This is a genomic window from Caproiciproducens sp. LBM24188 (genome assembly GCF_054130445.1).
In genome coordinates this window covers 927484-952043 of the sequence record NZ_CP196862.1, presented here as the reverse complement: position 1 = coordinate 952043, position 24560 = coordinate 927484, and the positions used below count along the sequence as shown (strand labels likewise).

At 49.8% G+C, this 24560-nt stretch carries 23 protein-coding genes and 1 riboswitch; of the genes, 10 read left to right on the top strand and 13 right to left on the bottom strand.

Annotated features, from left to right (window positions below):
• The first annotated feature begins 27 nt into the window (after positions 1 to 27).
• From ACSVDI_RS04485 to ACSVDI_RS04460, 6 genes are all read left to right on the top strand, one after another.
• Entirely contained in the window at positions 28 to 744 is a 717-nt protein-coding gene (locus ACSVDI_RS04485; protein WP_457945079.1) for a hypothetical protein, read from the top strand.
• On the top strand, positions 723 to 1403 hold the full coding sequence (locus ACSVDI_RS04480; protein ID WP_457945078.1) for a GntR family transcriptional regulator: 681 nt from the start codon (positions 723 to 725) through the stop codon (positions 1401 to 1403). The genes ACSVDI_RS04485 and ACSVDI_RS04480 overlap by 22 nt, the downstream gene beginning before the upstream one ends.
• 5 nt (positions 1404 to 1408) lie before the next feature.
• Positions 1409 to 2479 carry a mannonate dehydratase gene (uxuA, locus tag ACSVDI_RS04475; RefSeq protein ID WP_457945076.1) on the top strand — a complete coding sequence of 357 codons (1071 nt, stop codon included), beginning with the start codon at positions 1409 to 1411 and terminating at the stop codon, positions 2477 to 2479.
• Between the two features lie 49 nt (positions 2480 to 2528).
• Entirely contained in the window at positions 2529 to 4151 is a 1623-nt protein-coding gene (locus tag ACSVDI_RS04470) for a mannitol dehydrogenase family protein (protein WP_457945074.1), read from the top strand.
• A gap of 157 nt (positions 4152 to 4308) precedes the next feature.
• Entirely contained in the window at positions 4309 to 5466 is a 1158-nt protein-coding gene (locus ACSVDI_RS04465) for an MGDG synthase family glycosyltransferase (protein WP_457945073.1), read from the top strand.
• Positions 5467 to 5492: 26 nt separating this feature from the next.
• Positions 5493 to 6143 (top strand): glycerol-3-phosphate acyltransferase, encoded by a 651-nt coding sequence (locus ACSVDI_RS04460; RefSeq protein ID WP_457945071.1) that lies wholly within the window; start codon positions 5493 to 5495, stop codon positions 6141 to 6143.
• A 157-nt stretch (positions 6144 to 6300) separates the two neighbouring features.
• On the opposite strand, the gene ACSVDI_RS04455 is transcribed toward ACSVDI_RS04460, so the two are convergent.
• The gene (locus ACSVDI_RS04455) at positions 6301 to 7479 is read right to left on the bottom strand and encodes a cadherin-like beta sandwich domain-containing protein (RefSeq protein WP_457945069.1); all 1179 of its coding nucleotides are present in this window, start codon (positions 7477 to 7479) and stop codon (positions 6301 to 6303) included.
• A gap of 152 nt (positions 7480 to 7631) precedes the next feature.
• A complete protein-coding gene (locus ACSVDI_RS04450; protein ID WP_457945067.1) occupies positions 7632 to 8147 on the bottom strand; it encodes a glycosyl-4,4'-diaponeurosporenoate acyltransferase CrtO family protein in 516 nt (171 codons plus the stop codon).
• 95 nt (positions 8148 to 8242) lie between these two features.
• Here ACSVDI_RS04450 and ACSVDI_RS04445 point away from each other — a divergent pair, with 95 nt between their 5' ends.
• Complete coding sequence (locus ACSVDI_RS04445) at positions 8243 to 9253, top strand: SDR family oxidoreductase (RefSeq protein ID WP_457945065.1); 1011 nt, start codon at positions 8243 to 8245, stop codon at positions 9251 to 9253.
• Positions 9254 to 9416: 163 nt separating this feature from the next.
• On the opposite strand, the gene ACSVDI_RS04440 is transcribed toward ACSVDI_RS04445, so the two are convergent.
• From ACSVDI_RS04440 to ACSVDI_RS04420, 5 genes are read right to left on the bottom strand one after another with little or no spacing between them, the layout of a single operon-like run.
• The gene (locus ACSVDI_RS04440) at positions 9417 to 10139 is read right to left on the bottom strand and encodes a GltB/FmdC/FwdC-like GXGXG domain-containing protein (RefSeq protein WP_457945063.1); all 723 of its coding nucleotides are present in this window, start codon (positions 10137 to 10139) and stop codon (positions 9417 to 9419) included.
• Positions 10136 to 11368 (bottom strand): NAD(P)/FAD-dependent oxidoreductase, encoded by a 1233-nt coding sequence (locus tag ACSVDI_RS04435; protein ID WP_457945061.1) that lies wholly within the window; start codon positions 11366 to 11368, stop codon positions 10136 to 10138. The genes ACSVDI_RS04440 and ACSVDI_RS04435 overlap by 4 nt, the downstream gene beginning before the upstream one ends.
• Before the next feature lie 5 nt (positions 11369 to 11373).
• Complete coding sequence (locus ACSVDI_RS04430) at positions 11374 to 11805, bottom strand: 4Fe-4S dicluster domain-containing protein (protein ID WP_457945059.1); 432 nt, start codon at positions 11803 to 11805, stop codon at positions 11374 to 11376.
• A gap of 3 nt (positions 11806 to 11808) precedes the next feature.
• Positions 11809 to 13317, bottom strand: a complete 1509-nt coding sequence (locus tag ACSVDI_RS04425) for a glutamate synthase-related protein (RefSeq protein WP_457945057.1) — start codon at positions 13315 to 13317, stop codon at positions 11809 to 11811.
• Positions 13317 to 14411 carry a class II glutamine amidotransferase gene (locus ACSVDI_RS04420; RefSeq protein WP_457945056.1) on the bottom strand — a complete coding sequence of 365 codons (1095 nt, stop codon included), beginning with the start codon at positions 14409 to 14411 and terminating at the stop codon, positions 13317 to 13319. The genes ACSVDI_RS04425 and ACSVDI_RS04420 overlap by 1 nt, the downstream gene beginning before the upstream one ends.
• 402 nt (positions 14412 to 14813) lie before the next feature.
• On the opposite strand from ACSVDI_RS04420, the gene ACSVDI_RS04415 reads away from it, so the two are divergent.
• From ACSVDI_RS04415 to ACSVDI_RS04405, 3 genes are all read left to right on the top strand, one after another.
• The gene (locus tag ACSVDI_RS04415; RefSeq protein ID WP_457945054.1) at positions 14814 to 16907 is read left to right on the top strand and encodes a glutamine synthetase III family protein; all 2094 of its coding nucleotides are present in this window, start codon (positions 14814 to 14816) and stop codon (positions 16905 to 16907) included.
• 373 nt (positions 16908 to 17280) lie between these two features.
• Positions 17281 to 17446: riboswitch (cobalamin riboswitch) on the top strand.
• A 22-nt stretch (positions 17447 to 17468) separates the two neighbouring features.
• Complete coding sequence (locus ACSVDI_RS04410) at positions 17469 to 18911, top strand: outer membrane protein assembly factor BamB family protein (protein ID WP_457945053.1); 1443 nt, start codon at positions 17469 to 17471, stop codon at positions 18909 to 18911.
• A gap of 108 nt (positions 18912 to 19019) precedes the next feature.
• Complete coding sequence (locus tag ACSVDI_RS04405; RefSeq protein WP_457945051.1) at positions 19020 to 19592, top strand: DUF4430 domain-containing protein; 573 nt, start codon at positions 19020 to 19022, stop codon at positions 19590 to 19592.
• 124 nt (positions 19593 to 19716) lie between these two features.
• On the opposite strand, the gene ACSVDI_RS04400 is transcribed toward ACSVDI_RS04405, so the two are convergent.
• The 6 genes from ACSVDI_RS04400 to ACSVDI_RS04375 form a co-directional block, all read right to left on the bottom strand.
• Positions 19717 to 20535, bottom strand: a complete 819-nt coding sequence (locus tag ACSVDI_RS04400; protein WP_457945049.1) for a hypothetical protein — start codon at positions 20533 to 20535, stop codon at positions 19717 to 19719.
• Positions 20536 to 20603: 68 nt separating this feature from the next.
• Entirely contained in the window at positions 20604 to 21629 is a 1026-nt protein-coding gene (locus tag ACSVDI_RS04395) for an aldo/keto reductase (RefSeq protein ID WP_457945047.1), read from the bottom strand.
• Between the two features lie 16 nt (positions 21630 to 21645).
• Positions 21646 to 22539, bottom strand: a complete 894-nt coding sequence (locus ACSVDI_RS04390) for a PHP domain-containing protein (protein ID WP_457945045.1) — start codon at positions 22537 to 22539, stop codon at positions 21646 to 21648.
• Between the two features lie 505 nt (positions 22540 to 23044).
• Positions 23045 to 23524 (bottom strand): DUF134 domain-containing protein, encoded by a 480-nt coding sequence (locus ACSVDI_RS04385; RefSeq protein ID WP_457945043.1) that lies wholly within the window; start codon positions 23522 to 23524, stop codon positions 23045 to 23047.
• 103 nt (positions 23525 to 23627) lie between these two features.
• Positions 23628 to 24113, bottom strand: coding sequence for a peptide deformylase (def, locus tag ACSVDI_RS04380; protein WP_457945042.1), 486 nt, complete (start codon positions 24111 to 24113; stop codon positions 23628 to 23630).
• A 143-nt stretch (positions 24114 to 24256) separates the two neighbouring features.
• Entirely contained in the window at positions 24257 to 24508 is a 252-nt protein-coding gene (locus ACSVDI_RS04375) for a kinase to dihydroxyacetone kinase (RefSeq protein ID WP_457945041.1), read from the bottom strand.
• Positions 24509 to 24560: the final 52 nt, after the last annotated feature.

Sequence of the window (24560 nt, the reverse complement as noted above, 5' to 3'; positions counted from 1 at the left end):
CCATTCCAAAAGAAAAGCGAGATATCAATGAACAGTAACCGTATTTCCCTCAATCAGATGATCACGGATTTGCTCCAAATCGATGATGTAAGCTGGGGTTATTACGCTTTTACCAGGGAACTGCTTCGCGACCGCATTTCCGACAACCAAAAAAGAGAAATGATTCTTCGCTCAATTCAATGTGGAGAGGCGTATGCCGACCGTGTTATTCAAGAAACCGGCCGGGATACGCCCCGCGGAATTGCGGAATATTTTCAGCTGCGGGTAGAATCCAGCAATCTTACCATGACGGGCAAGCGCGCTCTGTTTGCCCAGTACACTCCGCCGGATCTGATTGAAATCCTGTCGGAACCGATTGAAAAGTACCGAGCTGTTCTTGCCGGACTTTCCCAAGAGGAAGCCGCCCTGCTACCCAAAGCGGAGGAGCTTTCGGATATTCTGCTTGGGCACGAACTCTTTCATTTTTTGGAAGACCGGCATGAAAATGAAATTTACACTAGAACAGAAAAAATTCTGTTATGGCGTATTTTCGGTTTTCGTAATTACTCCAGCATTTCTGTATTGGGTGAAATTGCTGGAATGGCTTTTTCAAAAAAGCTAAACCATCTACCCTATTCCCCGTTCTTACTTGATGTTTTGCTATATTTTGGTTATAATCCAGAAGGAGCAAAAAGCATTTACCAAAGCGTTATAGATATTGGAGTAGAAGGACTTGGTGAAAAATGTCTCAAAGCGAATCACTGAATGATTTAACTTACCATAGAATCTGGAACGACATTATGGATTTAACGCTAGAACCGGGTTCAACCGTCAGCGTCCAGAAGCTGGCGGACTTATACGGAGTGAGTCGCACTCCGGCCCGGGAAGCGGTGATTCGCCTGCAAAGAGCAGACTTGGTGAAAATTTTTCCGCAGGCAAAAACGATGATTTCCAAAATTAACTTGGCGCGGATTGAGCAGGAACAGTTTATTCGAAAATCACTGGAACTGGCTCTTGTGGATGATTTTCTTAAGAACTGCAGCCCTCTGGTCATCGACGCCATGGAATACGTGATTTCGGTTCAAAAAAAGTATGTAAAATCGGGAAAATACAAAGAATTAATGGCAGCCGACAACAACTTTCATCGGATTATATTTGAAACTGCGGGACAGAATCTTGCGTGGAACACTATTAACGATGTGCTTTCGCATTATAATCGATTAAGAATGTTATCGAACAAAATCGAAGGCATTGACCAAAATATTATAAACGAGCACGAGAGTATTGTAACGGCTGTAAAAAACCGGAACGCGGGAGAAATGCGCGTCACTTTGACCGTACATCTTGAGAAGGTGCACAGTCAGCTTGGCAGTCTTCAGGAGCAATATTCCGGATATTTTGAGGATCAAAAAGAAGAAAGGTGAAAAATATGCAGATGACCATGAGATGGTACGGCAGCAAATATGATACCGTCACCTTATCGCAAATCAGACAAACCGCCTATGTAAAAGGGATTATTACAACGCTTTACAATAAACTTCCGGGTGAAGTCTGGGAAAAGGAAGAAATCCTTGCGCTGAAGAAGGAAGTAGAAGACGCCGGACTGAGCTTTGCCGGTATTGAAAGTGTTAACGTCAGCGACGCCATTAAGGTTGGCTCTGAAAACCGCGACAAGGACATTGAAGCTTATATTGAAACGCTGAAAAACCTTGGCGAAGCGGGCATCCACATGGTCTGCTACAACTTTATGCCGGTGTTTGACTGGACCCGCACGGAACTGGCCAGAAAGCGCCCTGACGGTTCCACAGTAATGGCGTACAGTCAAAAAGCGGTAGACAAAATCAATCCGCTCGAAATGTTCGAGTCTATATCCGGCGATATGAACGGCACGGTTATGCCGGGCTGGGAACCGGAGCGTATGGCAAAGGTAAAAGAACTGTTTGAACTTTACAAAGACATTGACGAGGAAAAGCTGTTCGCAAACCTGACCTATTTCCTGAACGCCATTATGCCGGTCTGTGACAAATACGACATTAATATGGCGATTCACCCAGATGACCCGGCGTGGAATGTTTTCGGACTGCCTCGTATCATCAACAGCAAGGAAAATCTGCTTCGCTTAATCAAAGCAGTGGACAATCCCCATAACGGCATTACATTCTGCACTGGCTCGTTCGGCACCAGCCTGAAAAACAAGCTGCCCGAAACGATTTACGCTCTGAAGGGAAGAATCCACTTCGCGCATGTCCGCAACCTGCAGTTTAACGACGGCGAACGTGACTTTGAGGAATCTGCACACCTTTCCTCCGACGGAACCTTTGATATGCATGCCATTATGAAGGCCCTGTACGACATCGGATTTGACGGACCGATCCGCCCCGACCACGGCCGCATGATTTGGGATGAGGTTGCCATGCCGGGTTACGGCCTGTATGACCGTGCGCTCGGCGCCGCTTACCTGTGCGGACTGTGGGAAGCCATTGTAAAGGAAAACAGCTGAGCAAACTCGTTGCTTAACACATCATCATTCAGAAATACGGAGGCACGTTATGAAACTGAATCGAGCTGGTTTACAGGAGAAGAGCGCATGGGCCGCTGCGGGCGTTGCCTTACCGCAGTTTGACCTAGACGCTATGGTACGCAGCACGAAAGACGCACCGATCTGGGTGCATTTCGGCGCGGGCAATATTTTCCGTGGATTCATCGCCCGGCTGCAGCAGCAGCTGTTAAATCAAGGACTTTCCGACAAAGGCATCATCGCGGCATCATCCTTTGATTATGAAATTCTGAAATGCATTTATGAACCGCACGATAACCTTACTCTGGTGGTCAGCCTGAAGCCCGACGGGACCACAGACCGTGAAATTGTGGCGAGTGTTGCCGATCGCGTCTGGGCGGACAACTCCGTTCCGGAAGAGATGGCAAAGCTAACCGCCATTTTTGAAAACCCCTCTCTGCAGATGGTGAGCTTTACCATTACAGAAAAAGGATATGCACTGAAAAACCTGCAGGGCGAATATTTCCCCGTTGTGCAGGATGACATTAAAAACGGTCCCTCCAGCGCTCATCACGCTATGAGCATTCTTACCGAACTCATGCTGGCCCGCTACCGTGCAGGGGCAAAGCCGATTGCTTTGGTCAGCATGGACAACTGCAGTCAAAACGGAGAAAAGCTGCGCTCTTCCGTCGTTACGATTACGGAGGAATGGCATAAACGCGGGTTTGTGGACGATGGATTTGTCGCCTATATCAACGACGAAACAAAGGTTGCATTCCCGTGGAGCATGATTGATAAAATTACGCCGCGCCCGTCCGAAGCGGTGGAAAAATCCCTGACACAAGCCGGAATTGAAGAGATGACACCGATTATTACCGGCAAAAGAACGTTTATCGCCCCATTTGTTAATACCGAAATTCCGCAGTATCTGGTCATTGAAGACCGCTTTCCGAACGGCCGTCCTCCCCTGGAAAAAGCGGGCGTCTATTTCACTGACCGGGAAACCGTCAATAAGACCGAGCGCATGAAGGTCATGACCTGTCTGAACCCGCTCCATACAGCACTTGCTGTTTATGGATGCATGTTGGGTTATCAGAGCATTGCGGAAGAAATGAAAGACAACGACCTGAAAGAACTGGTCTCCCGCATCGGCTACCAGGAGGGTATGCCCGTTGTAGTACACCCTGGCATTTTGAATCCGATGGACTTCATTCATGAGGTAATCGACCAGCGTCTGCCGAATCCCTTTATTCCGGATACTCCCCAGCGTATTGCGACCGACACCAGCCAAAAGATTCCGATCCGCTTCGGTGAAACAATTAAAGCCTACCTTTCACGGAGCGATCTGGATGTAACCAGCCTTACCTTTATTCCCCTTGCCATTGCCGGATGGCTGCGCTACCTTCTTGGGGTTGATGACCAGAATCAACCGATGGCGGTAAGCAGCGACCCAATGCTGGAGGAACTTCAGTCCCAGCTTTCCGGCGTAACCGTTGGCAAACCGGAAACGTACGATGGTCAGCTGAAACCGATTCTTTCCAACCCGGTTTTGTTTGGCACCGACCTTTGTGCCGCCGGGCTGTCCGATAAAATTGAAACCATGTTCCAAGAAATGCTTGCAGGCCCCGGCGCAGTACGAGCAACCCTGCAAAAGTATTTGAAAAAAGCAGATTGAAAAAACAACGGAATCCGGTTTTGCAGAACGGTGCAGATAAATAAATGCAGCTGCATAAAATGGTAATGATCTGTTGAAATATTCCGAGTTACGCTATAAAATAATGATGAGTTTTCAAAATTAAGGAAATTATGGAAGAAAACCATGGAGCGATCATATGAAACTTCTTCTATTATCCACAGCAACAGGGGAAGGCCATAATTCTGCTGCAGCTGCTTTACAGGAAGCTTTAAAGCCATACGGCGAAGCGGTTATTATGGATGTGCTGAAATCAGGAAAAAGAGATGCTTCCTCCAAAGTATCCCGGCTGTATACCCGGCTGACTCTATCGCTCCCAGGCTTTTTCGGATTCTTATATCATATGGGTGAGTGGGTCAGCTCCAGCCGGCGGCGTTCACCGATTTACTACCTGAATTCCCTGTATGCGGGCAGCCTGTACCAAAAAATCCAGCTTCTTCAGCCGGACGGTATTATTTGCACCCATATTTTCGGCGCTCAGGCAATCACGCACCTTCGCGAAAAATACGGTCTGCACATTCCTTGCGTAGGCATTATGACGGATTACACCTGCAGCCCTTTCTGGGAAGAAACCAGATTGGATTCCTACATCATTCCTGCCAAAGCGCTGATGGATGAATTTGTGCAAAAGGGGATTCCAAAGGAAAAGCTGATTCCACTCGGCATTCCTGTGCGGAAAGCCTTCCGCACAGAGGGTGATAAGGAAGAAGCCCGCCGCAGACTGGGGCTGTGCGGTACAAAGCATCTGTTCGTTGTAACCGGTGGAAGCATGGGATATGGAGATATTAAAACGCTCGTTCTTTCGCTGATTTCGCAAATGCCGGACGCGCAGGTGGCGGTGCTTTGCGGAAGAAATGAAGTGCTGTATCAAAAGTTAAGCGGAATGGAAAGGGTTCGTCCGTTCGGTTATACCGACCAAGTCGACGTGTTTATGGATGCCGCAGACGTACTTTTAACGAAATCGGGCGGCCTTACCACCAGCGAGGCACTGGCAAAGCGCGTGCCGTTGGTGCTCACCCACCCCATTCCCGGCTGTGAACAAAAAAATACTGCTTTTCTCTGCTCACTTGGTGCGGCGGTAACGGCCGACAGCGCCGACGACGCGGCGCGAGCCGCCTTGAAGCTTGCAACGGACCCCGAAGCAGCCCGCCGGATGCTGGAACGGCAGCGCACATATTTTAAACGGGAAAGTACCGAAAAAATCGCAGAATATCTGGTTCATCTGGTGCGCAGCAGTACCCAGCAGCATATGGAAATCACCGTTCAACAGAAAAGCAGCAAAAACTTGTGTAACTAACAACTGGAAAGAGGGGGAATTGCGGTTTGTTGCTTCAAACTCTGGTTATGACCGTTATCGGCTTTTTTTGCGGCTCCCTGATGAATTCCTATTACATTCCGAAACTTGTCAAGAATGTTGATGTAACGAAGTTTGTCGGCAGCGATGGAAATCCTGGCAGCGCCAATGCCATTCAGGCGGCCGGCGCAAAAATCGGCTTTCTTTGCATGGCACTGGATGTTTTGAAGGCGTTTCTGCCGGTCTTTTTCTCCATCCACTATGTTGGAATCAGCGACCTTTCTTTGGTCCCGGTTATGGCGGCTCCGGTATTCGGGCATGCCTTTTCGCCTTTCTTAAAATGGAACGGCGGCAAAGCGATTTCCACCGCCTTTGGTTCCCTGCTTGCTGCATTCCCATTAAGCCAGTTTGTGCTTGTTCTTGCGCTTATTCTGGCATTTTATAAGTTTGTGGTTGTGGTCAGTCCGGACTCCACCGGGGTAATTGTCGGGTTTTGCACCGCGGTGATTGCCGCAGTGCTGTTCGAACCGCTTTTCTGCATCAAACTGGCGGTCATCCTCATTAGTGCCGTTGTCATCTTCAAGGTACTAAGAAATCCAAACCCGGGAACGCGCAGCATTCGGTTCTGGCGGTTTTCCTTATCGTTCGAAACCCAGGGTCTTCGGTTTCGCCGAATATAACTTTCACAAATGGGGGTGGAGATTCCAGCGCGGAACATCAAGTGCACGGTTGCAGACCCCCATTCAAAAACGGATTCTTCAAAAATGATGAATAAAAAACGCCTCACAAACCGTGAGGCGTTTTTTATAAGAACATGCTCCGAGAGCACGCTCTTCTTTACTTCTTATCCTCATTCCGCGGAGCTTCTTTTTTCATGGCACGTGTGCTGCTGAGCCACGGGGCAAGCATAATGCCCAGCTGAATTAAAAGAATCACAACCAAAAGCACCATTAAATAAAAGGGCATTTGGTTTCCAATAATATATATGTTGCGCGTGCCAGCCCCGTTTGCGGCAAGCAGCTGTGTGCTGTTTGACCCGCTGGTTGCAATTTGAACCGGGCTTTGCGTTTCTTCCGCTTTGGTACTTCCGGTGGTACCTTTCACACCGCCCGTTCCCGACCGGGAAAAAGAACTTTTGCTGTTGTTCCCGCCGTTTTTGTTCTGTGACCGTTTCTCCTCTTGCGTAGCTGTAGCCACGGGTGATTTTTCCGTTTCGTTGTCCACCGCGGCGTTTCGATGCACCGTGACCGCGTATTGCACCTTAGCCTTTTTATTTTTGGAGGTAACGGTTGCAAGAATGACCGTATCGCTCCCAGCTTTGCCCAGCGTTCTGCGGTTAATGGAAACGGTTCCGCCGTCGCCCGCCGATGCCTGAAATTCAACAGATTGCACCTCCGCTCCGACCGTCATCCGGTACTGAAACTCATCGGGAGAGAATTCCGGCACTAGGGAACCCGTTAACGGTTTTAACGCTGTCAAATAGGCGTTGCCGGACAAATCCGTTTCGGGATTGATTTTCAATGTCAGATTTTCGTCATAGCTGAGATTTAACTGCTGTGCCTGATAATTACAGATTTGGTCGATGTGCGCACCGATGACCGTTTTACCTAAGTCTGCCGTATCGCACACCTTAAAAACAAAGGAAATAATGTTGCCAGAAAGAACTGGGGCAGCCTTTTGGCCAACATTGCAGACATACACACTGCAGATTGGGTTGCTGTCACTGTTTGTCATTAAGGTTCCCGTTTTAATTTGGGAAGAAGTTTCCGTTCCAACAAAACTAAGCACAGAAGAATCGTAATCCATTCTCATGCGGAACGCGGCGGCGGTATCCGGCACCGGGTTTGCGCTGACGTACACTTTAACCAGGCCGTCCGGCGGAACGTTGTCCTTGTCCAGATGAAAGGTAAAATACGGAACGGTTTCCGCGTGTGCGGGTTGGGAAAATATGAAACAGAACAATATAACTGGCAACAGCACAAGGGAATAAATACTCGCCCTTCTTCTTTTTCTCATTCACTGGCACCCCTTCTCCGCAAGCCGACAAATCCGTTTTCGTCCCGCGGTTGGCTGGAATAACCGATTTTTACAAAAATCAGCTTTGCCGGATGACAAAGCTGATTTCGGGTATTCGTATTGATTTGAGACGCAAACGCGGCATATTTTCGTCAGGCGGTAACCGTCTGTCCGACCTCGCTGCCGCGCAGGTCACGAAGCCTCTTTTTGCGGAGAACCTGCAGACGGAACCGGTTATACCGCTGTATCACAGCAAAGGGCATATTGCCCAGCAAAATGAACAGGGAAAAAATCACACCCACCAAAAGGGGATTGATGATTAGAACCACCACGGCGCAGATGCAGTTTTTCATGTGCATCCACTCCCCCCGGCAGGTTTCCACAATAAATGCGTCAATATATTCCACGGAAAGATCCGTAAAATGTGCTTTGGAAAAGCCTTCCTTACCAATGTACTGGGGGACGCGATCCTTCCATTCCTGAATTTTCAGCTTTTCCCGATACCAACGGCCGCCATGCTCCCATTCCCTAGGTGCAAAACGTTCTTTTGCAGGATCAAATTTCGCATTTGGCATTTTGACGCATGCTAAAAAGATTACAATATGCCATAGTCCGATGATAAGCAGATTCCATCCAAGCATACTGATGAACGATTCATTCTTCAGCATATCGACCCCTCCTTGCGAAAAATATATCGTTATCACTTGATAAATATGTTTTCCAGAATGTTAATATTATAATACAATTCATGGGAGTGTTCAAGATGAAAGCTTTATTCATAGGCGGAACCGGCACAATCAGCTCCGCAGCGGCCGCCCTCGCGGTAAAAAACGGAGTGGAACTAACCCTTTTAAACCGCGGCAGCCATCCGGAACTGGTACCGCAGGGAGCGGAACTTTTGCAGGCCGATATCAACGACGAAGATTCCGTGTACAAACTGCTTCAGGGCCGGAAGTTCGACGTGGTTGCAGACTTCATCGCGTATCTTCCTGCTCATGTGGAACGGGATATCCGGCTGTTTTCCGGCAAAACAAATCAATATATTTTTATCAGTTCAGCCTCTGCTTATCAAAAACCTGCTTCCAATTTTCTCATCACGGAAAGCACGCCGCTGTGCAACCCCTACTGGCAGTATTCCCGCAATAAGATTGCCTGTGAGGAAATTTTGATGCTTGCGTACCGCAGCGACAATTTCCCGGTAACCATTATACGCCCCAGTCACACTTATGGCGACACCAAAGTGCCCGTGGCCATTAGCGGAAGTAAAGGCAGCTGGCAGGTGTTGGAACGCATGCGCGCGGGCAAGCCGATTATTGTGCATGGGGACGGCCTTTCCCTTTGGGTTTTAACCCACAACACCGATTTTGCAAAAGGGTTTGTCGGTTTAATGGACAACCCCCATGCCATTGGGGAAGCTGTGCATATCACCAGTGATGAGGTTCTCACGTGGAATGCGATTTACCGCACGATTGGAAAGGCACTCGACGTGGAACCGAATCTGGTGCACATCCCGTCGGAGTTTTTGGCAGCATACAATCCGGAGTTTCTTGGCGGGCTGCTGGGGGACAAGTCCAATTCCGTCGTATTTGACAATACAAAAATCAAAACGCTGGTTCCCGGCTTCTGCGCGCAGGTGCGTTTTGACCAGGGTATCCGGCATACCGTCGACTTCCTGCTAAGCCACCCGGAATACCAGGTCCCCGACCCGGAATTCGACACCTGGTGTGACAAGGTCATTTCTGCCTACTGCTCTGGAATGCTGAAATCCTTCTGATGCTTTGAGACGGGTACGCAGAAACTAGGCCTCGGATAAAAATGAGTGGAAAACCGCTTAGGTCGAATTGTTTCTAGCTTTACATCACCTATCCTTGCCACTTCCTAAAACATAAGAGCAGCCGATTGGCTGCTCTTATGTTTTGATTTTTAATCTCTTATCATCAATAAAAGGTATATAAAGATTTATACGGATTTTTGGAGTTTGGCGTCAGGAGGAAAAACGGTTTGGAAAGGACCTCCTCTTTGCTTACGGCAAAGTGACCACAGAACTCTTCTAGAAAACCATCAATCGCCGCCATCTCTTCTTGTGTGGCTGGTTTTGCCTCCACCTGCTTTGGCAGGTCTTCCGGCAGTGCCACTGCGCGCAGGTACATTCTGCCGCCGTGCATTCCGGTTCCGCACATGTTGCCGACCGGAACTTTCTTGCCGGAATTCAGCCCCAATACGATAATCGTGCCGCCTGCCTGATATTCGCCGAGGAAGCTGCCCGCCTCACCTCCGATGACAATCAGCGGCTGCTGTGCTTTGTACGCTTTCATATGAATACCGGCACGGTACCCAGCGTTGCCCTTTACAAAAATCTTTCCGCCGCGCATGGCGTACCCGGTTGCATCCCCGCTGGAACCGTGAATAACAATAGTACCGTCGTTCATGGTGTCGCCCGTCGCATCCTGTGCGTTGCCGTTTACGGTAATAGAACCGCCATACAGATAACAGCCGAGGTCGTTTCCCGGCACGCCGTTGATGGTTACGTTTTTGCCACGCATACCCGCGCCGATGTAGCGCTGACCGACGCAGTTGTCGATGATAATCTCCTGCTCCCCGGCGGCACGCACTTCGTCATTCAGGTCTTTAAAATATTTTCCGGCTGCGTTGATCCTCATGCCTTGGCACCTCCCAGTTTCACTGCCCGTTCCGGAGCGGCAAACGCCATTAACTGCGGGCGCTCCCGAATCAGTTCAAAGTCCACGGTGTCGAGTGGCGTTTTTTCCCGAATCAGCGAGGTGTAAATTCCCGCCCGGGCAATTTCCCCGATTAAAATAAAGCCCTTCAGTAAATTGTCTTTGGTTATCAATTTTTTATAGGTATCTTCGGTCCGGGTCACATAAGCCTCGCCCGCATAGCTGCCTGCGGTAATAACATGAAGGTCAAAAAAACCGATGGCATTCATGGGAATCGCCTTGTCGTAAAGCTGATTGCCACCCGCCATGTCAATTCCAGCGGTTTCACCCTGCATGTAAGCGTTCGGCCAGAGCGCCAGCACGCGGTACTGGTCCTCCGTAATGTCATAGCTTTCGCTGCAGTCGCCAGCTGCGTATATGCCGTCCAGATTGGTTCTGCAATGTTCGTCGGAAACGATTCCGCGGTTCACCTTGCAGCCGATTTCTGCCGCAAGCGCGGTGTTCGGGCGAACCCCAACCGCAAGGACAAGAACGTCGAACTCTACGGTTTCGCCGTTTTTCAGTTCCGCTTTCTCCGCGTCAAACCTTGCCACGCTGGTGCCCAAATGAAAGGTGATTCCCTGCTTTTCAATGTGCTTTTGCACCATGTCGGAGCCTTCTTCGTCCAGAATGCTGGGCAGGATGCGGGGCGCAAGGTCCACCACCGTAAGCTCCCGTACTTTTCCGCGGATGCCTTCCGCGCATTTCAGACCGATTAAGCCGGCGCCTACGATTAATACCCGGCTTTGCGGTCCGATGGCCTCTTCCAGCGCCATCGCATCGTCCAGTTTCATAAAGCTGAACTTCTTTGGAACGGTGTCCAACCCTTCCATCGGCGGTACAAACGGTGAGGAGCCCGTGGCGAAAAGCAATTTATCGAAGGCAACACTGCTTCCGTTGTTCAGCACCACTTTTTTCGCTTCGTAATCCACCTTTTCGGCGGTCACCCCAAGGAGGGCGGTTACCGAATTCTTCTCGTAAAAATCATCCGGACGGTATTTCATTTTCTCTCGGTCCGTTTTGCCGTAAAGCAGATAGGAAATCAGCGGACGGGAATAAACATGGTGCGGCTCGTCGGAAATTATCGTAATGCTGCCCGTTTTGTCAATGGAGCGGATGCCCTCCACACAGCCAACCGCCGCCGCGGAATTGCCGATAATCACGTAGTTCATTTCGTTCACCTCTCCTCAAATACAATCGCGCGGTTCGGGCATCCCTTCACGCAGGCCGGTTCCCCGGAGGAATTGTTCGTACACAGTTCACATTTCTGCACCACGCCGCCGGTCGGCCCCGGCATGACCGCACCGTACGGGCAAACCAGAATGCAGGTGTAGCACCCCACGCATTTGTCCTGATCGACGTGAATCACGCCATCCTGCACGCTGAGCGCACCGGTAATGCAGCTTTTTACACAGAGGGGTTCCTCGCAGTGTCGGCAGTTCACGGCAAAGTTGATGCCATTGCCTTGTTCAATCTGAATCCGGGGATAAATCTGCACATCCTTTAACGCTTTCACCATATCGTCGCAGCCGGAATTTGCAAAAGCACAGTTGTATTCGCAAAGATGGCACCCAAGGCACCATTTTTCATTTACATAAACACGTTTCATCGCTTATTCCCCCGCATGCTTAATGCCCAAAATCTCAAGCTCTTTCTCGTTCAGCCCGACTCCGCGCAGCATCAGGCGGTTACCCCGGAGCGCTTCAATCGAGTTGATTCCCATGCCTCCCATCATTTCCATAATTTCATGCTGCCATGCAGAAACAAGGTTGACCAGGCGTTTAGAGCCGATATCCGGATTGAGCCGCTTCACAAGGTCCGGGCGCTGGGTCGCGATGCCCCAGTTGCACTTGCCGCTTTGGCAGGTGCGGCACAGGTGGCAGCCGAGCGCCAGCAGTGCCGCGGTACCGATGTAAACCGCGTCCGCTCCGAGCGCGATGGCCTTGACAATATCTGCCGAATTGCGGATACTGCCGCCAACCACAATGGAAACATTGTTGCGGATGCGCTCCTGACGAAGGCGTTCGTCCACCGCCGCGAGCGCAAGTTCAATGGGAATACCGACATTGTCGCGGATACGGGTCGGCGCCGCGCCGGTGCCGCCGCGGTAACCGTCGATGGCGATGATATCTGCACCGCTGCGGGCAATGCCGCTGGCAATGGCCGCCACATTATGCACCGCTGCAATTTTTACAATAATCGGCTTTTTATAATTGGTCGCCTCTTTCAAGGAATAAACCAGCTGGCGAAGGTCTTCAATCGAATAAATATCGTGATGCGGGGCGGGTGAAATCGCGTCCGAACCCTCGGGAATCATTCTGGTGCGGGAAACGTCGCCAACGATTTTCTCCCCCGGAAGGTGGCCGCCGATGCCCGGTTTTGCGCCCTGACCGATTTTAATTTCGATCGCCGCCCCGGCTTCCAAATAATCCTTATGAACGCCGAAACGTCCAGACGCAACCTGAACAATGGTGTGGGGGCCGTACTGGTAAAAATCTTCGTGCAGGCCGCCCTCTCCGGTGTTATAATAGGTTCCCAGTTCCCGCGCGGCGCGGGCAAGGCTTTCATGGGCGTTGTAGCTGATGGAGCCGTAGCTCATGGCCGAAAACAGAACCGGAACGGAAAGCTCCAGGTTCGGGGGCAGGTTGTCGGTCACCAGGCTGCCGTCTGCGTCGCGCTCCAGCTTTTCCGGGCGCTTGCCCAGAAATGTGCGGGTTTCCATTGGTTCACGCAGCGGGTCGATGGACGGGTTTGTCACCTGGGAGGCGTTGATGAGGATTTTATCCCAATAAATCGGATACGGCTGTGGATTTCCCATGGAGGAAAGGAGCATGCCGCCCGTTCCCGCTTGACGGAACACCTCGCCGATAGCCTCGTTGGTCCAGTTGGCATTGATTTTAAAAGTATCATCCGTTTTTACAATTTTCAGTGCGTGGGTCGGGCAGAGCGCGACGCAGCGGTGGCAGTTGACGCATTTGCTGTCATCGCTCTTCATGACCTTCCATTCCGAGTCATAGGAATGCACCTCGTTCGCGCACTGGCGTTCACATACACGGCAGGCGATGCACCGCTGCGGATTGCGGACCACTTCGTAATCCGGAGATAAATAGTCGATGCCCATTATGCATCCACCCCCTCGTTCAGAGTCACTATGACCGGTTCCCCGCCCTGCGGCGCCCGGAAATGCTCAATATTCGGTTCTATCGTCTGAATGGCGCATTCTTCGCTGGCCACATAGAACATGTCGCCCTTTTCCCCAATAACCATGGAACGCAGCTTCAGGCGGTCGTTCAATGCCATTAATCCGCCGGTAAACCCAAGCAGAATGGAAAACGGCCCGGTAATCAACAGACTAGAAAAAACATTGCGCAGATAGGTCAGCTTTTTCTGCTGCTCTGGGGGCAGGCGGTCGATTTCGCTCCAAAACGGTGCGGCAATGACCTGCGCCGCCTCCTTTAGGCTGAGGTGCTGCTTGCGGTTGAGAAAATCAATAATATAGGTAATGACTTCCGTATCGGTCAGCAGTGTGCATTTGTACCCGAACATTTCAATAAAACGGCGGTTCGCGTCATAAGAGGAAATTTCCCCGTTATGTACAATGGAATAATCCAGCATAGAAAACGGATGCGCCCCGCCCCACCAACCGGGTGTATTGGTCGGGTAGCGGCCGTGCGCCGTCCAGCAGTAGCCTTCGTAGTCTTCCAGACGGTAATAGCGACCGACATCCTCCGGAAAGCCGACAGCCTTAAACACACCCATGTTTTTGCCGCTGGAAAAAACATAAGCGCCCTTAATCTCTGTATTCACCTTGGTAACAAACCGTGCGACAAATTCTTTCTCGTCCAATCGGGTGTCTTTTAAAAGCTTTTCAAAGGGAAGGCCAAAGTAACGCCAAATTAAGGGTTCGTCAGTAATCTCGGGCATTTCCCTGGTTGGAATTTTTTCCGCTATGGTCACGTCGAAATTCGCCATAATCACTTTTTCGCATTCTTCCTTGGCCCGAACACTGTCATAAAATACATGGAACGCATAAAGATCCCTGCTGCGGGGATAAATCCCGTAAGCTGCAAAACCGCCGCCAAGGCCATTGCTTCGGTCATGCATGGTGGAAATGGATTGGATGATGGGCTCCCCGTTCATCCTCTTTCCGCTGCGCGAAAAAATACCGGATATCGCACAGCCCGAAGGAATCCGAATTGCTCCCTCTTTTTGCATAATTAGACGGACCTCCCTGCAATAATATGGAAAGATGCACATGCTTTTCCCCCATGTGCGGTCAACCTGTTTTTTAACTCTGGGAGTCAGCATAACTTACAAAAGTAAGTTTGTGCTTCCTTATAGTATATTTTTTAAAGTTCTCTGTCAATAGTTTTAAATTAAAATTTTGCATAATTAATGTAATTAACTTGCACAGTCCAGAAATTTTACTATAAACGGTTAACTTTTTAAAGTTTTTTGCATAAAATATTATCAAATCCTGCAAAAACAAATTTCGGTATTGACTTTTGTCCGAAGTTGTCATATAATAACAGCATTACAGCAAAGGCGCTGTAGGGGTTACCCCTACAGCGCCTTTTTATTGTATTTTTGCATAATTTGTATAGGGAGTGGATTTCCATGAGCAACGTTCCTGAAATTTTTGGAAGCCTTGTATTCAATGAAACCGTGATGAAAGAGAGGCTGCCCAAAGCCACCTATAAGGCTTTGATGAAAACTAGGGAAGAAGGCAAACCCCTGGACCTGGCAGTTGCCAACGTGGTGGCCAATGCCATGAAAGCATGGGCGATTGAAAAAGGAGCAACCCATTTTACCCACTGGTTCCAGCCGATGACCGGTATTACGGCAGAAAAGCACGACAGCTTCATTTCCCCTGTGGAAAGTGGGAAAGTCATCATGGAATTTTCCGGCAAGGAACTTATTAAGGGTGAACCTGACGCTTCCAGCTTTCCATCCGGCGGACTGAGGGCTACGTTCGAAGCCAGAGGTTACACCGCGTGGGACCCAACCAGCGATGCGTTTGTAAAAGACGGCTCCCTGTGCATTCCAACCGCGTTTTGCTCCTACGGCGGCGAAGCACTCGATAAAAAGACTCCCCTTCTCCGCTCCATGGAAGCAATTAACAAACAGGCTTTGCGTGTGCTCCGGCTGTTCGGCAACACCACCGCCCACCGTGTCATCACCACAGTTGGTCCGGAACAGGAATACTTCCTCATTGACAAAGCACAGTACGAAAAGCGGAAAGATTTGATTTACACCGGCAGAACGCTGTTCGGCGCAAAACCCCCAAAAGGTCAGGAACTGGAAGACCATTATTTCGGTGTAATTAAACCCCGCGTTTCCGCTTATATGAAAGAGCTGGACGAAGAACTCTGGAAGCTCGGCATCCTGGCAAAGACCAAGCACAACGAGGTTGCTCCGGCTCAGCATGAACTCGCCCCGATTTTCACTTCCAGCAACATTGCCACCGACCACAACCAGTTAACCATGGAAATGATGAAAAAGGTAGCTGCAAAGCACGGCCTGGCCTGCCTGCTGCATGAAAAACCGTTTGCGGGTGTCAACGGCAGCGGCAAGCACAATAACTGGAGCATTTGCACCGATACCGGAATCAACCTTTTGGAGCCCGGCGACTCCCCGCACGAAAACGCGCAGTTCCTGCTCTTCCTTGCCGCCGTCATCAAAGCGGTCGACGAACATCAGGACCTGATGCGCATTTCCGTCGCCAGCGCTGGCAATGACCACCGTCTGGGTGCAAACGAGGCGCCTCCGGCAATCGTCTCCATGTTTGTCGGTGAAGAATTGGAAAAGGTTCTGGAATCCATTGAAAACGGAAGCGATTACGATCAGAAGGGCAAAACCTTCATGAAAATCGGCGTCGATGTTCTTCCGGCCATTCCGAAAGACACCACCGACCGCAACCGCACTTCCCCGTTTGCTTTCACGGGCAATAAATTCGAGTTCCGTATGCTTGGTTCTTCCCTTTCCATTGCCTGCCCGAATCAGATTCTGAACACCATTGTTGCGGAATCCCTGTGTGAATTCGCAGACGAATTGGAAAGGGCAGACGATTTCACCGATGCTTTGAATCAGCTCATCCGCAAAACCATTAAAGAGCACAAGCGCATTATTTTTAACGGCAACAACTATTCGGAAGAATGGGTTGCGGAAGCGGAAAAGCGCGGCCTACTGAACCTGCATTCCACCCCGGAAGCATTGCCTTACTACATTTCCGAGAAAAACGTCGCTCTTTTTGAAAAGTTCGGGGTGCTTTCCAAAACTGAAATTCATGCCCGCTATGAAATTCAGCTTGAAAATTACTGCAAGCAGCTTCATATTGAGGCATTGACCATGATTGACATGATCAAGAAGGATATTCTTCCAGCTGTCTGCTCTTACATGAAGGACATCAGCAAAGAAGCCCTAAACAAGAAACAGCTAAACGCTGAAATTTGCTGCGAGCTGGAAGAAATTTTGCTGAAAAAGCTTTCCGCTCTTTCTGCGGAGCTCTACCGCAAGATGGAAGTCTTGGAAAAGGCCATTACCGAACAGCCCGCTTTTGGGGATCTGCTGGAAGAAGCAAAATACTACCGCAATACGGTATTTGCTTCCATGGAAGACACCCGTACCACTGCAGACGAAATTGAAAGCCTGGTTGGCGAAAAATACTGGCCGTACCCCACCTACGGCGCGCTTCTGTTCAGCGTGGTTTAAGCGTTTCGCAAACACAACGGCGTGGGTTCCGCATGCCCCCCTGCAGAATACACGCCGTTTTCGCTCATTTTATTTCTATTTGATTATAAGATCTTTACATATCTTCCTATAGGAAAGAGGCAGTCCGCCGTTTTGGCCGGCTGCTTTTTTCTGTAGAATCGTATGGCCAGACAGCTTGTCATCGAGCAAAACAGCAGACAGGCATCGTTCACTCCATCGGCGATTTTTACACGAATCCGACAAATTGCTTGACACTGGGAGAGATTCCGTCAATAATAGTTGAGTAGCCATTGATGGAAACCATTTTAAAACCGATGAGTCAAAAGATTTGCGGTTTAGAATTGCCGTTCGGCGATATCATCAGCGGCTGCTGAAAACAAAATCGATTTACGGTGTAGGGAATGCGGTTAAGCCGCAACAGCCCCCGCTACTGTAAGAAGGACTGCGCTGCGCACAATATGGTCACTGGGTCCCCTGGGAAGGCCGCGCGGCGTGGGATGATTTCAAGTCAGGAAACCTGCCGTAAATCCTGTTGTTTTATCTTTAATCGGAGGGATTAGAATGAAAGCAAAGAAACTCACAGCATGGCTTTGTACCCTTGCGCTTGTCTGCAGTACCGCGGCAGGCACTTTCGCCGTGGAAAACGCGGATTGGCCCCAGTTTATGGGTTCCCCCGCATCACCCGGCATCACGTCGGCCAAAACCCCGGTTTCGGCCGCGGAAGCCAAACAGGAATGGACCGCCCGGTACACGGTTACCAGCGAATTTAACGGTTCGAAATATGAAAACAACGCGTGCGGTACTCCCATTACGGTTGGCAAATTCGTTTATTTTACCGTATCCACCGGGAAACTGCTGAAAGTTGACGCGAAAACCGGTAAAACCGCCGCCTCTGCGGAGGTGGCCGGCGTTCCACCCTATTTTTCAGAAATTGCTTACGGCGATGGAAAAATCTTCGTTCCCCAGCAAACCAAAACCGGTGTAAAAATTTCTGCGTTTAACTCGGACACGCTCTCCCTTTCCTGGCAGAGCCCGGAAATTGCACACGGCGACGTTCCGCAGCAGATTTCATCCCCAATCACCTATTATAACAATCATATTTATTTTGGAACTTACACGCAGGATTCGGCAACTTATGCCTACACCTCCGGCGTCTTTGCCTGCGTGGATACAAAAACCGGGCAAATCACCTGGCAGCAGGCAAACGATAAGGCCGGCTATTACTGGAACGGCAGCGCGGTGCTCGGTTCTGCAATCGCGGTGTCCGACACAAACGGCAACATTGTTTCCTATGGCCTGACGGATGGAAACGTAATGAGTACGGTTTCCGCCGGCGGCCCGGTCAGCTCCACCCTCTGCTATGCGCAGGGCCGCCTTTACGCTGCCGTCAACAGCGGCTATATTTACGCGGTGAAAGCGGACGCTTCCGGCAAAATAGATGCCGGCACCGCGGTCAAGTCCCAAATGCTGGGCAACAGCATCACTTCCAGCCCGGTCGTATATAACGACAGACTTTATGTAGCAGGCAGCGGCTACGGCTCTACCACGCCGTTTACCGTACTGGATGCTTCCACGCTGAAAACCATTTACCAAATTAAAATTCATTCCCAGTCCACCCCGCTGGTTTCCACCGCCTACAGCAAAGACGATGGAAAAGTCCTGATTTATGTCACGGATTACGGTACCGCGAATCAGGACGGAACCTTCGAAAAGGGTGCTTCCAGCGTGTATGTCATTGAAGACAAACCCGGCCAGACGAAGGGCTCCTACCAAACGCTGTTTACCCCTTCCGTCAGCCAGTCTTCTTCCCAGAGCCTGACTCCTTCGCAGGATGGCATGCTGTTCTATTTTAATGACAGCGGAACCATGTATGCAATCGGAAAGAATGCCCCGCTTGCTTCCCCGAAAACCGGAGAAATCCCAGCGGTTTATGGGGTCGGCATTCTGTTGGTCAGCGGTGTCGTGATTCTAATTCTTGTGAAACGAATCCGTCAGACCGCGTAAGCCGATTTCATATAAGAAGAGAGTGTTGCCGCATGAAGTTTGATTCATGTGCAGCACTCTTTTTGAAAAAATCCCGAAAACCATTTGCGTAAAATCAGGAGGACTTTCATGAAACAAAAAATTTCGGCGCTTGTGTGCGCCGCCGTAATACTTGCTTGCCTTTTTTCCGGTTGTAAGGTAGAACTGCCCGCCCAGCATAACAGCGTGTCTTCCGCAACTTCTTCCAAAGCTGCCACGGCTTCCTCTTCCGCCGCCAAACCCAAATCTTCGGCATCCAAGACTGCTTCGGTGCCGCAGGCCAAACAGGCCGCCTGCACCTTCTCCATCTCCGCCGCGGAGATTTTGAAAAACAAAGACCAGTTTACGGAAGCTCAGCTGAGTATCGTCCCCAAAGACGGCGTTTTATATCCCGCAAACCAGGTGCAGATTACGGAGGGGGAAACGGTGTTTGCTATCCTCTTGCGTGTGGCAAAATCGGCCAACCTTGCCGTCACCCACGTTTCCTCGGCTTTGGGAACGGAATACGTGCAGAGCATCGGCGGCATTGCGCAAAAGCAGTACGGAAATAACAGCGGATGGACATATTTGGTTAACGGAAAGCTTGCGCCCGTTGCCTGCAATGATTATAAGCTGAAGAGCGGCGATACGGTAGAATGGATCTTTGTCTGCAGCAATTCATAAAGCAAAGCCCCTTTCCCACCAAATCGGCCGGAATAATCGGAGTGGTAAACCTAAGGCTAAAATCGTTTTTTTAAGTCATATAAAAATCCCCATCGAACCGTAGAATATGGTGCAATGGGGATTTTCATTTTGCCGGCAAGTCCTCAAAAGGGCAGAGCGCTGTTTTCTCATAAACGTATCGATTGCCCTGTTTTCCAATCCTTGTCACGGCGCCGGTAGAATACAAAACATTGAGGGCAGTCTGGGATGCGGCCAGAGAAAGGCCGCTCGCTTTTTTGAATTCCTTTGAGGTAAACGCGCCTTCCAATCCCTCCGGAATCAGCTTTTCGTATTCCGCGGGACTGTGCACGGTAATTTCCTCCAAAAGCGAAACAGGAATCCGGTCGTAACGGCTGGAGCCTTTCTTTTTATCCTCGCTCCAACCGTTCAGTGACCGGTATTCCTCCATATCCAGCAAAACAATGCACAACCGGAAATTCGTATGGGTAAGAAAATTTTTAATTTTATACAGTTCAAAGAAAACTTCCCAGGGCTTTCCCCTTTTGGGGGATTTTCGCTTTTTGGTCATTTCCCCGGTCTGTTCATCAATCCAGATAATCCACTTGCTGGCAGCAACCGGATAAACCACGGTCACCTGGGTTTGAGGCAACAAAAATTCCAGCTTGTTTCTCAGCTTGTTAAACTGGCGCGTCTGAATTTCAATTACGCCGTTTTCCCCGGCAATATCTGTAACATAGCGGCCAAACCGGATTTCATGATTACTTTCCCGGGGTTCGTAATAATATTTCAAAACCGCGTGCAGCGTTTTTTCGCTCAATGTGCCGATACTTCCTCTTTTCCCCTGAGAAGAAAGCACTTTATCGCACGCCAGACGAAACCGCTCCCTAGGACCGGTCATATCTGTTTCTGGTATCATTTTTACTCCGGCCGGCTGTATTTCCATTCGAAACAGTCCTTTTCATCCTGATGGCGTTTCATTTCAAACCAACACAAGCTAGGCTGCAGCCATGGTCAATCCGCATGATGAACGGCGTAAAATTTCTGATATTCACCCAACATATATTTCAGCAGATTGGGCGTATCCAGGCCGTAGGGGCAATGATTCTTGCAGTGGTTGCAGTGTGTGCAGCCCTGAATCCGCTCCATCTGGCTTTTGAATTCATCTGTCATATAGCTCCGGTATGGCGCTCTGGTCAGAAGAAGCGAAATGCGCGCCGCCGTTTCAATCGGAATGTGTGCGGGGCAGGGCTGGCAGTAACCGCAGCCGCGGCAGAAGCTGCCAGCCAGCTGCTGCCGGTCCTGCCGGATGACCTGCTGCAAAGCTTCATCCAGCACCGGCGGATCCTTTTCGTAGGAAAGGAATTCGTCCAGTTCGCTCATACGCTGAATACCCCAAATCGGGAGAACGTTGTCAAACTGCCTTAAGAATGCAAATGTGCTTGCCGCATTGGTAATCAACCCGCCCGACATGGCCTTCATGGCAATAAAGCCAATGTCATTCTTCTTGCAAAGTTCCACCAGCTTCAAATCCTCATCCGACGACAGGGAACTGAGCGGGAACTGAATGGTGTCGTATTTTTGCTCTTCAGCAGCCTGCAGCGCAAGCTTCAAGCGATGATTCGTCAGCCCGAAAAAGCGGATCATTCCTTTCTTTTTGGCCTCCACAAGCCCCTGGTACAGTCCGTCCGGGTCGTCGTAATCGGGAAGCTCCGTGGGATTGTGCAGCTGGTAAATATCAATGTAATCCGTTTTTAAATTCTTTAGGCTGGTTTCCAGGTCGCGAAACAGCGTTTTCTTATCCTTTGCCATGGTTTTTGTGGCAAGGATAATATGATTTCTTACTTCGGACAATGCAAAGCCGATTTTTTCTTCACTGTCCGTATAAGCTCTGGCAGTATCAAAAAAGTTCACGCCGCCCTGGTAAGCTTTTTTCAGAATGGCCGCCGCGTCTTCCCGCGGAATGCGCTGAATTGGCAGCGCACCAAACCCGCTTCTGGAAGCGAAAAGATTGGTGCGCCCTAACCGCATGAGATCCATAAAATTCTTCCTTTCTTTATTGCGCGGCGTCCGAATGAACGGCAAACGGAGAGCTCCACGCCCGGTTCCCCTCAAAGTCAATCAGTTCCACACGGACGTAGCGGTCCGTCGGCTCGATATGATAGGTGGCTCTATCCACGCCGCCGGTAAACACGCGGTCGCGGCACCAAACGCTATTGCTGTAGAACACGATGCTTTCCACTTTGCTGGAGCGAACCTGAATCACCTTGCCGTCCGTTTCCAGTGATTCAAAGCGCGGCCCCTGCGAGGCGTAAAAATTCCCGTCGGCAATCGCCTTCTTAATGGATGCAGCGGTCAGCTCTTCGGCATTTACCAAGATGTAGGAACGCGTATGCTCCCCATCGTAAAAATGGGAATCATCCGCCGCCATGCTGCGGAACAGTTTTCCCTTAGTTGCCCAAAGGTCAAAATACAGGCTGGAATCTGCCCGCTGGCCGTTCCACGGCAGTCCGGAAACCGTATTGTAAATTTCCACGCCGCTCAGTCCGCGCAGCCCCAAGACATCATCCGGATTCGTCACCGACCACGCGGGATGTGCTAAAATCGCAATGCCGTTGGCATCGCGGATAGCATCGATAATTTTCTGCACGGGGTGCGAATGGCAGACCTCCAGCGAAACGGGGCGCTCCATTCCAGCGCCGATAATATGGAACACTGGGGTATTCACCATATCGCCCGTATCCCATTCGCAGCCGCTTAAAAGCAGGAAATCGTCCCGCTGCTCTGTTTCAGACTGAACCCAATGGTCCGTCAGCGCGATAAAATCATAGCCGGCTTCGCAATACAAACGAATCGCTTCCTCCGGCTCTATGCGGCCGTCAGAACGAAGCGTGTGCATGTGCAGATTGCCTTTAAACCATTTTCCGCTTGTTTTCAGTAATGTTTTCATGTGATTAACCATCCTTTCGCCGAGAATTGAATTGCTGCATTTGTGCTGAAAAGATTTCCACTGGTTTATGTAAAACAGAGAGAAGCGCTGCACGGCTTCTTCCTGCCCCATATCTGGCTGGATTACCGGATTTTTATAATACCGTCTATAAGCCGCCCCATTGGGCAGGCCTTCAAATATGATAAATTCAGGGGATTAGCGTAATCCGAAAATTTGTGCAGGACAGCCGATTGATTATAATTTAGAAATTGCGGCCGACAAAGTCGGGAGGGTACTGTGTACCGTACAGCAATTTCCGAAAGTCCCACCCAGCCGTAAGCTGATTGGATTATTATACCATAAAAAACGGCGCCCAACAAAATATTCCACGGAAATCTGATTCTTGAATCGCGCATAAAAATCCGGCGCAGCGATGCTTTTTCGCTGTGCCGGATTTCCTGTGATAAGCCGTTCAAATTGCTCTAGTGGAAAAGACATCCTTGAAAGTAAGGAAGTCCCTGTGCGGTTAAGGTTTTGGATTTCTACCATACCGCCGGCAGTTGCTTCGGCAGAACTTCCCCTTGCGGCCGCGTTCACATGCCACCCTGCCGGAACCGCAGGCGGGGCAGACCAAATTTCCGTTTTTCGCGGCTTCCAGATGTTCAAAGCGCTCCGTCCACTCCCTGCCGCAGTCCAGACACCTTACCGGGCAAATGTTGCGCGTAAAGTTGCCGCCCTCCACATGAATCATTTTTCCGTTTACCAAACTGTCGGCTATTTTCTCCCGCGCGGAAAGCAGAATACGTTGAAAGGTAGGGCGGGAAACCTCCATTTTTTGAGCGCAAGCCTCCTGCTCTAGCCCTTCCAAATCCTTTAACCGTATTGCTTCCAGTTCCTCCAACTTTAGGATATTTTCCGGTACTTCGGCAACATCCGATTCGGATGGAACAAAGAAAGGAACGGATGGAATATGCTCGATTTTTCTCCATTTCGTCGGTCTCGCCAAATTAATCAGCTCCATTTTCCGGCCATAGGTTTCATCTTAAACATCCCGTTTATTTTAGCACGGTTCCATTTTCCCGTCCGGACAAAAAAGCATTCCTTTCGCTTTACATATTTTTGGGTTTCTCCGGTTTAATACGAATCAGTGTGTCCGGTATGACTTTATCTAAAAATAAAACCCCATGAAGATGATCGATCTCGTGACAAAAGGCACGCGCCAGCAGATCCGTGCCCTTAAACTCAACGGTCTCCCCTTTTTCATTCAATGCCTTCACCGTTACGGATTGCGGCCGTTTTACTTTTCCGTAAATCTCGGGAACACTGAGGCATCCTTCAAAATCCACCTGCTCCCCGGAAAAAGCCGTAATTACCGGATTAATCAGCTTGATTAATCCCGAGCCGGCATCAATCACGACCAGCTGCTTTAAAACTCCCACCTGTGGGGCTGCCAGACCCGCCCCGTTTGCGTGGTACATTGTTTCTGCCATATCGTTAAGCAGCGTTAAAATTTTCTTGTCTATTTTTTCTACCGGTTTCGACGGTTTGCGCAGAACCGGATCGGTTTTATAATTTATAATATTGAGCAAAGCCATATGCCTCATCCTTTATCGGTTTCTAATCATATAATATCCCGGTTTTGGGCATATGTCAATAAATCGAATTTTACAATATCGTGCGAACCGGAAGCGCAAAAAGTATCAAAACTCTTTCTCATGCATATGAGCGGCAAAATGGCCTAGCCATGCAGGCCATTCGCCTGCAGTTCCATATTTTCAATCACAATGTCATGAATCTCGCCCAAAGAGGCACAGTACTCCAGAACTTTCCACGGAGTATTTGTGTGGAAGTGAATTTTAATCAGCTCTTCGTCCCCCACCGCAAGCAGGCAATCGCCTTCTATATTTTTCGTAATATACTCGTTTATTTCATCCTCTGAAAGATTTTTCCCTTCAATTAGTAACTGCGTGTCAAATTTGTATGAAAGCATCTTGATTCTCCTTCTCTGTTTGTAAATTTCAAAGCCGGGGCCGAATGAATGG